Origin of the sequence: Pseudomonas sp. BIGb0558 (assembly GCF_024807515.1) — a bacterium.
Lineage (GTDB): Bacteria > Pseudomonadota > Gammaproteobacteria > Pseudomonadales > Pseudomonadaceae > Aquipseudomonas > Aquipseudomonas yamanorum_A.
Genome location: NZ_JANUEW010000080.1, coordinates 1 through 6,891, shown reverse-complemented (window position 1 = coordinate 6,891; position 6,891 = coordinate 1). Strand labels below are relative to the sequence as shown.

At 62.5% G+C, this 6,891-nt stretch carries 5 protein-coding genes; 1 reads left to right on the top strand and 4 read right to left on the bottom strand.

What is annotated here, in order from left to right; translation table 11 throughout:
* Positions 1-128: 128 nt before the first annotated feature.
* From M2400_RS33205 to M2400_RS33190, 4 genes are read right to left on the bottom strand one after another with little or no spacing between them, the layout of a single operon-like run.
* The gene (locus tag M2400_RS33205; RefSeq protein WP_259201401.1) at positions 129-1,709 is read right to left on the bottom strand and encodes an ABC transporter ATP-binding protein; all 1,581 of its coding nucleotides are present in this window, start codon (positions 1,707-1,709) and stop codon (positions 129-131) included.
* Entirely contained in the window at positions 1,706-2,533 is an 828-nt protein-coding gene (locus M2400_RS33200) for an ABC transporter permease (RefSeq protein WP_177080064.1), read from the bottom strand. Before M2400_RS33200 ends, M2400_RS33205 begins: the two co-directional genes overlap by 4 nt.
* Entirely contained in the window at positions 2,533-3,510 is a 978-nt protein-coding gene (locus tag M2400_RS33195) for an ABC transporter permease (RefSeq protein WP_259201400.1), read from the bottom strand. The genes M2400_RS33200 and M2400_RS33195 overlap by 1 nt, the downstream gene beginning before the upstream one ends.
* On the bottom strand, positions 3,507-5,090 hold the full coding sequence (locus M2400_RS33190) for an ABC transporter substrate-binding protein (RefSeq protein WP_177116240.1): 1,584 nt from the start codon (positions 5,088-5,090) through the stop codon (positions 3,507-3,509). Before M2400_RS33190 ends, M2400_RS33195 begins: the two co-directional genes overlap by 4 nt.
* A gap of 341 nt (positions 5,091-5,431) precedes the next feature.
* Between M2400_RS33190 and M2400_RS33185 the strand changes: the two genes are divergently transcribed.
* Positions 5,432-6,784, top strand: coding sequence for a tetratricopeptide repeat protein (locus M2400_RS33185; protein ID WP_259201399.1), 1,353 nt, complete (start codon positions 5,432-5,434; stop codon positions 6,782-6,784).
* Positions 6,785-6,891 lie beyond the last annotated feature (107 nt).

The following is a 6,891-nucleotide window of genomic DNA, read 5'->3' as shown; positions in this document are numbered from 1 at the left end:
CGAGGTGCCGACAGGCGGGGCAGAGCCCTTTGCTTACTTTGGGGCTTTTCCAAAGTGAGTCGCTGTAAGAGCGAAACCATAAGTAGCCGTTACCTGAATAATGGATATGTACCCAAAGCGTCCACGAATCAGATCGCCTCAGCCATCAACAACTCCCGCGTATACGGATGCCGCGCATCCGCAAACAGCGCCCCCGTCTCCCCCTGCTCCACCACCCTCCCCCGGTGCATCACCGCAATCCGATCACACAACCGCGCAGCCACCCGCAGATCATGGGTAATAAACACAATGCTCAACTTCAACCGCCGCTGCAGCGACTCCAGCAACTCCAGAATCTGCACCTGAACCAGCGCATCCAGCGCCGACACACACTCATCAGCAATCAACACCTTGGGCTCCACCGCCAACGCCCGGGCAATCCCGATACGCTGGCGCTGCCCTCCGGAAAACTCATGGGAAAACCGCTCAAACGCCGCTGCCGGCAACCCCACTAACTCCAGTAACTCACGCGCCCGCCGTTCAGCATCAACCCGGGAAACCCCTTGCACCAAAGGCCCGGTCATAACAATCTGCCCCACCGTCTGCCGCGGATTAAGCGACGCAAACGGATCCTGAAAAATCATCTGCACCTCACTGCGCAACGGCCGCAACCGCCCTTCAGACAGCCCCGCCACCTCACGCCCCAACCATTCGATCCGCCCACTGTCGGCGCGCAACAAACGCACCAGGCACCGGCCGAGGGTCGACTTACCCGAGCCCGACTCACCCACAATCCCCAAGGTCTCGCCTTCACGCAATTGCAGCTGAACCGCGTCCAGCGCCTGGGTGGTGCGCCGCCCCCACCAGCCACTGCGGCTGCTGAACACCTTGCCCAAGGCCTCGGCCTTCAACACCACCGGCCCTGCCACCGGCGTACGCGGTACCAGCGGTTGCGCCGACACCGCCGCGAGCAATTGCCGGGTGTAGTTTTCCCGAGGCACACGCAATACCGCTGGCGCCGCACCCTGCTCCACCACCCGACCTTTTTCCAGCACCAATACCCGGTCAGCAATCGCTTCCACCACAGCAAAATCGTGGGTGATAAACAACAACGCCATACCCTTGTCCTGCTGGATCTTGCGCAGCAGATCGAGGATCTGCGCCTGGGTGGTCACGTCCAGCGCTGAGGTAGGCTCATCGGCAATCAACAACGCCGGATCAAACGCCAGGGCCATGGCGATCACCACCCGCTGACGCTGCCCACCCGACAGTTCAAACGGATACGCCAGGCGCAACCGCTCAGGCTCAGGCAAGCCGACATAACCGAGCAAGTCCACCACCCGCTGACGCCGCACACGCGCCGATGCCACACCATGGGCGCGCAGGGTTTCATCGATCTGCTCGCCCACCCGCAACAGTGGATTAAGGGCACTCATGGGCTCCTGGAACACCATGCTGATATCCCGCCCGCGCAGTTCGCGCATGGCCTCTTCGCTGCGCCCGGCCAGGTCTTCGTCGCGGAACACCATGCGCCCGCTTTCAACCTTCAGCGGGTCCGGCAACTGGCGCAGCAGGGCCTTGGCCAGCATCGACTTGCCGGAACCGGACTCACCCACCACACACAGGCATTCGCCGCTGTTCAGTTGCAGCGACAGGTCATACAGCGCATGGCTGCGGTCCGCACCGGCCGGCAAGGCGATACGCAGATGCTCAACACTCAATAACGTCATAGCGACCTCCCGGGCTCAAAGGCCACACGCAAACCTTCGCCCACTCGATTGACCGCCAGCACACACAGCACGATCGCCAGCCCCGGCAGGAAACTCATCCACCAGGCATCCCGCAGCAAGCCACGGGAAGCGTTGATCATGTAGCCCCAGCTCATGGCTTCCGGGTCGCTCAAGCCGAGAAACGCCAGGGCCGCTTCGGTGAGGATCGCCGTGGCCATGACAAAGGTCATGGTCACCAAAAGCGGCGCGAGGGCGTTGGGCAAAATCTGCTGGGTGATGATCCCCAGCGGTGACTGCCCCAGCACCCGCGCCGCCTGCACGAATTCGCGCTGGCGCAGGGTCAGGAACTCACTGCGTACCAACCGCGCCACCGCCGGCCAGGCGACGAGTGCGATGGCCAGCACGATCGAGAACAAGGACGGCTCAAGGATCGCCACCAGAATCACCGCCAGCACCAGTTGCGGAATGATCTGGAAGAACTCGGCAATACGCATCAGCACACCGTCAATCCAGCCACCAAAATAGCCGGCAACGGCGCCCACCAGCAGGCCGACCACCAGGGTCGCCAGGCTGGCCAGGGCACCGACCGCCAGGGACACGCGCGCGCCATACAGCAAGCCACTGGCGAGGTCGCGACCCAGCAGGTCACTGCCCAGCCAGTGGGCCGGGTCGTGGAATGGCGTGAGCATCGGCTGGCTGTTCATCTCCCACGGCGAGCTGCTGGTCAGCCAGGGTGCAGCGATCGCCAACAGCGTCAGCAGCAGCAAAAACAACGCGCCTGCCAGCGCCGATGGCTGACGTACAAAACGTCGAAAAACCTGCATCAGCCTTGCACTCCTGCACCGATACGCGGGTCGAGAAAGCGGCAGATCACATCGGTCAACACGTTAAACCCCACCACCAGAATCGAGATCACCAGGAAACCGCCCATCAACACCCCGTAGTCTCGTTGCGCCAATGAGTCGTACATCAAGCGGCCAATCCCCGGCCAGGAATACACCACCTCCACCAGCAATGCGCCGCTGGCCAACTGGCCCAATTGCAGGCCGGCAAAGGTCACCACCGGCAACAGCGCATTGCGCAGCACGTGCACATAGAGAATCCGCCGTAGATGCAGGCCCTTCGCATGGGCCGTGCGCACGTACTCCTGGCCGAGGGCGTCGAGCACCGCAGCGCGGGTCAGGTGGATGTACAAGGCGAGGAACAGCACGCTCAACGACACGCACGGCAGCAGCAGGTGCTTGAGCCGGTCCACCAGGGAGAAGTCCTGCGCCACCGTCTCCATGCCGAACGCCGGCAGCCAATCCAGGCTGACGGAGAACAGCAGGATCAGCAGCATCGCCAGCCAGAACGGCGGCATCGCATACAGCAGCAACGCGCCGTGGGAGATCACGCCGTCCAGCCAGTGGCGCTTCTGCCGGGCCCGGGCGGCCAGGGTGCCGAGGGTGACGCCGAGCACCGACGAGAGCACGAATGCCGAGCCCATCAGGGCCAATGTCGCCGGCAGCCGCTCGGCAATCAGCGACCACACCGAGGTCTGGTTGCGATAGGAGTAACCCAGGTCCAGATGGGCGATATTGCCCAGGTAGATCAGCAGCTGTTGGAGCAACGGCTTGTCCAGGCCCATGGTCTGGCGCAGGTGTTCGATGAACTGCACATCGTCCACTCCCGCCTCGCCAGCCAACAGCAGCGCCGGGTCACCCGGCGCCAGGCGGATCAGCAAAAAGCCCAGCACCAGCACCGCCACGATCATCAACAACGCCTTGAGCAGGCGGCCGCTGAAATACAGCAGCCCGTTCATGGCGCGGGCGCGTCGAGGTAGACGCTTTCGTAGTCTTCGTTAAGGCTGGTGGCGGTCTGCAGCAGGTTCTTCACCTCTTTGTGGAACAGGGTCGGGTAGCGCATTTCGAAGATCGGCGCGATCGGCAGGTCGGTGTTCAGCACGTTCTCCAATTGGCTGTAGAGCTGGGTGCGCTCCGGGCCATCCGGGGTGTTGGCGACCTTGGTCCACAGGGCGTCGGCCTCGGGGCTGTTGTAGCCGCTGACGTTGGCAAACGGTGAAGTCTTGAGGATGTAGTCGGAGCGGTACAGGTAGGCGTTGGTCAGGTACGGGTCGCCGATCTGGAAGATGAAGTTGTAGGTCAGGTCGAAGTCCCAATCGCTGACCCGCTGGAACCAGGTGGCAGCGTCAGACGTCACCACTTGCACCTTGAAGCCCAAGGGTTGCAGGGCTTGTTTGGTGTATTCGGCCAGGCGCTCCCAGGCGCCGCCCTTCTCGCCGTTGAGCAGGCGAATGCGCACCGCGCCCACGTCCACGCCGGACTCGGCAATCAGCGCCTTGGCCTTTTTCACGTCATAGGTGTACTGCGGCAATTGCGGGTCGTGGTACGGCGAGGTGGACACGAACTGGCCCGGCGCGACCTTGCCCGAACCGAAGAAAATGTTGTCGACGATGAACTGGCGGTTCAGCGCATACAGGATCGCCTGGCGCACCTTGGGGTTGTTCAGCGGTGGCTTGCGCGTGTTGATCTGCAGGAAGGCCAGGCCGGAATACAACTCCCAGCCTTTTTCCGAAGACTGCACGTCCGGCAAGGCGGTCAGGCGCTTGAGGTCGGAATAGTCGGCATCGCCGCTGCGCAGTACCTGCACGTCGTTGCGCTCGAAAGCGGCCGCACGGGACGAGCCGTCCGGGATCACGTGAAAGATGATGCCGTCGAGGTGCGGCAGGCCCTTTTTCCAGTAGTCAGGGTTCTTCGCCAGCTTGATATAGGCACCGCGCTTCCACTCCACAAACACGAACGGGCCGGTGCCGACGGGCTTGAGATTGTAAGGGTTGTTGCGAAAGTCGGTGTTCTCGTAGAGGTGCTTGGGCACCACAGGCCGCAGCCCGCTGCCCAGGGCCGAGAGCAGCGGTGCGAAAGGTTTCTTGAGCTGGAACACCACTTGCAGCGGGCCCTTGGCGGTGATGCTGTCGACGTATTCGGTGAAGACCCCGCCCAGGCGCTTGTCCACTTCGGGGTAGAAGGTCTGGAAGCTGAACACCACGTCGTCGGCGGTGAAGGCATGGCCGTCGTGCCAGCGTACGTTGTCCTGCAGATCGAAGGTGTAGGTCAGGCCATCGGGGGAAACGGTCCAGGACTTGGCCAATACCGGTTTGGGTTTGAGGTCGGTATCGAAGGTCAGCAGGCCCTGGAGGATCTTGCCGCTGACGTACTGGGTGGACACGTGGCTGACCACGCCGTGCATCAGCGACGGTGGTTCGGGTTGGGCCACCAGGTTCAGCACGCCGCCGTCATGGGGTTGCGCCTGAGCGGTGCCGGCCAGCAGCACGGCGCCAAGTCCCAGGTATGAGAGGACGCGGCGAAAAGATAAAGGGCGCATGGAGACTCCTTGACTAAGGTTTTGTCAGGGATTTAGCAAGGGCTGTGCCATGGGGCAATGGCCCGGGGTTTGCGGGTGTCATGGGCGATGGCAGTGATGAAAAAACCACAGTGGCCGGGACGAGTGTGGAAAAAGCAACAGCCCTGCCCTCTTGAAGAACAGCTATGCGTAGCAGCTGCCGAGCCTTGGCGAGGCTGCGTTGGCGGTGCACCTGACACACCGCAGACGCAGCCTCGCCAAGGCTCGGCAGCTGCTACGGGAAGGTCTGGTTTTTGAGAAACCCATCACTGGCACAAGGTTTGCCCCTCTAACCGCTATCTGAGCCACTGAGTTTGAAGCGCATGTCACTGGATTACCTGGGCAACCCCATCGACACCCTCAACCCCGCCACCCGTCAGGGCCTGGATGATTTCATCGGCGGTTTTCTCGGCTATCAGCCCCGTGCCGAGGGCATTCTGGCGGTGGCCGATGCCGACCCCGACTCAGCCCTGGCCAACGGATTTGCCGGTTTGCTGCTGATGTTTATCGAGTCGCCCGAAGGCCCTGACTTGGCCGAGAAATACCGCCAGCGCGCGGCGACGGTGAACTCCGAGCATCCCCGGGCGCGGTTGTACCTGGAGGTGCTGCAGGCCTGGATCAACGATGAGCTGGACGAGGTGCTGCGCCTGAGTGAACACCTGCTGGATCTTTATCCCCGGGACCTGTTTGCCGCCAAGCTCAACCAGTACCTGGAATTCAACCGGGGTAATTGGCCGGCGCTGCTGCGGATCGGGTTGAAGGCCACGGCGGGTGCGCCGGATATCGCCCACAGTCACGGGTTGCTGGCGTTTGCGTATGAGCAGTGTCATTTGCTGGAGGAAGCCGAGGCCAGTGCGCGGGAGGCCTTGCGCTTGCAGGCATCCGAGCCTTGGGCGCATCACGCGCTGGCCCATGTGATGCTGACTCAGGGGCGCATCGAGGAAGGCATCGGGTTTCTGGAGGGGGTGAAGCATCACTGGGATGGGTTGAACTCGTTCATGTACACCCATAACTGGTGGCACCTGGCGTTGTTTTATCTGGGCCGTGGTGAGGATCAGCGGGTGCTGGAGATTTATGACCGGCATGTGTGGGGGATCTTGCCGGAGTACTCCCAGGACCAGGTGGGCGCGGTGTCATTGCTGGCACGGCTGGAGTTGGCGGGGATTGATGTGGGTGAACGCTGGCAGGCGTTGGCGCCTTACCTGCAGCGCCGGGTCGGGGATGCGGTGCAGCCGTTTTTGAGTGTGCAGTATCTGTATGGGCTGGCCCGGGCCGGAAAGCCAGAGGCGGATCAGTTGTTGGCGGCTTTGCGGCGCCACAGCCTTGATGCGCGGCCGGTGTGGGGGGAAGTGACTTTACCGCTGGCGGAGGGGTTGTTGGCGTACGCCCGAGGGGACGCTCAGCGGGCGCTGGAGCAGTTGGGGATTGCGTTGCCACGGTTGAACGAGATTGGCGGCAGTCATGCCCAGCGGGATTTGTTTGCGCAGGTGGAGCTGGATGCGCGGTTGCGGGTTGGGGATTGGTTCGGGGCGCAGCAGGCGCTGGAATTGCGCCGGCGGTATGACGGGCTGGATGTGCCGACGAATCGGGCTTTGGGGGTGGTGTATGAGGCTTTGGGGTTGCCTGGGGAGGCGCTTCGGGCGCGGTCGCGGATTGGGGGGATATCCATTATTTAGGTAACGGCCGCTTATGGTTCCGCTCTTACAGCGGCTCACTTTTGAACAGCGCAAAAGTAAGCAAAACGCTCTTGCCCCACCACTCGGCACCTCGCCTAGGCTCGGTG

Coding starts and splice junctions, on each gene's coding strand:
- M2400_RS33190 (WP_177116240.1), bottom strand. CDS start 5,090: ATGCGCCCTTTATCTTTTCGCCGCGTCCTCTCATACCTGGGACTTGGC.
- M2400_RS33195 (WP_259201400.1), bottom strand. CDS start 3,510: ATGAACGGGCTGCTGTATTTCAGCGGCCGCCTGCTCAAGGCGTTGTTG.
- M2400_RS33200 (WP_177080064.1), bottom strand. CDS start 2,533: ATGCAGGTTTTTCGACGTTTTGTACGTCAGCCATCGGCGCTGGCAGGC.
- M2400_RS33185 (WP_259201399.1), top strand. CDS start 5,432: ATGTCACTGGATTACCTGGGCAACCCCATCGACACCCTCAACCCCGCC.
- M2400_RS33205 (WP_259201401.1), bottom strand. CDS start 1,709: ATGACGTTATTGAGTGTTGAGCATCTGCGTATCGCCTTGCCGGCCGGT.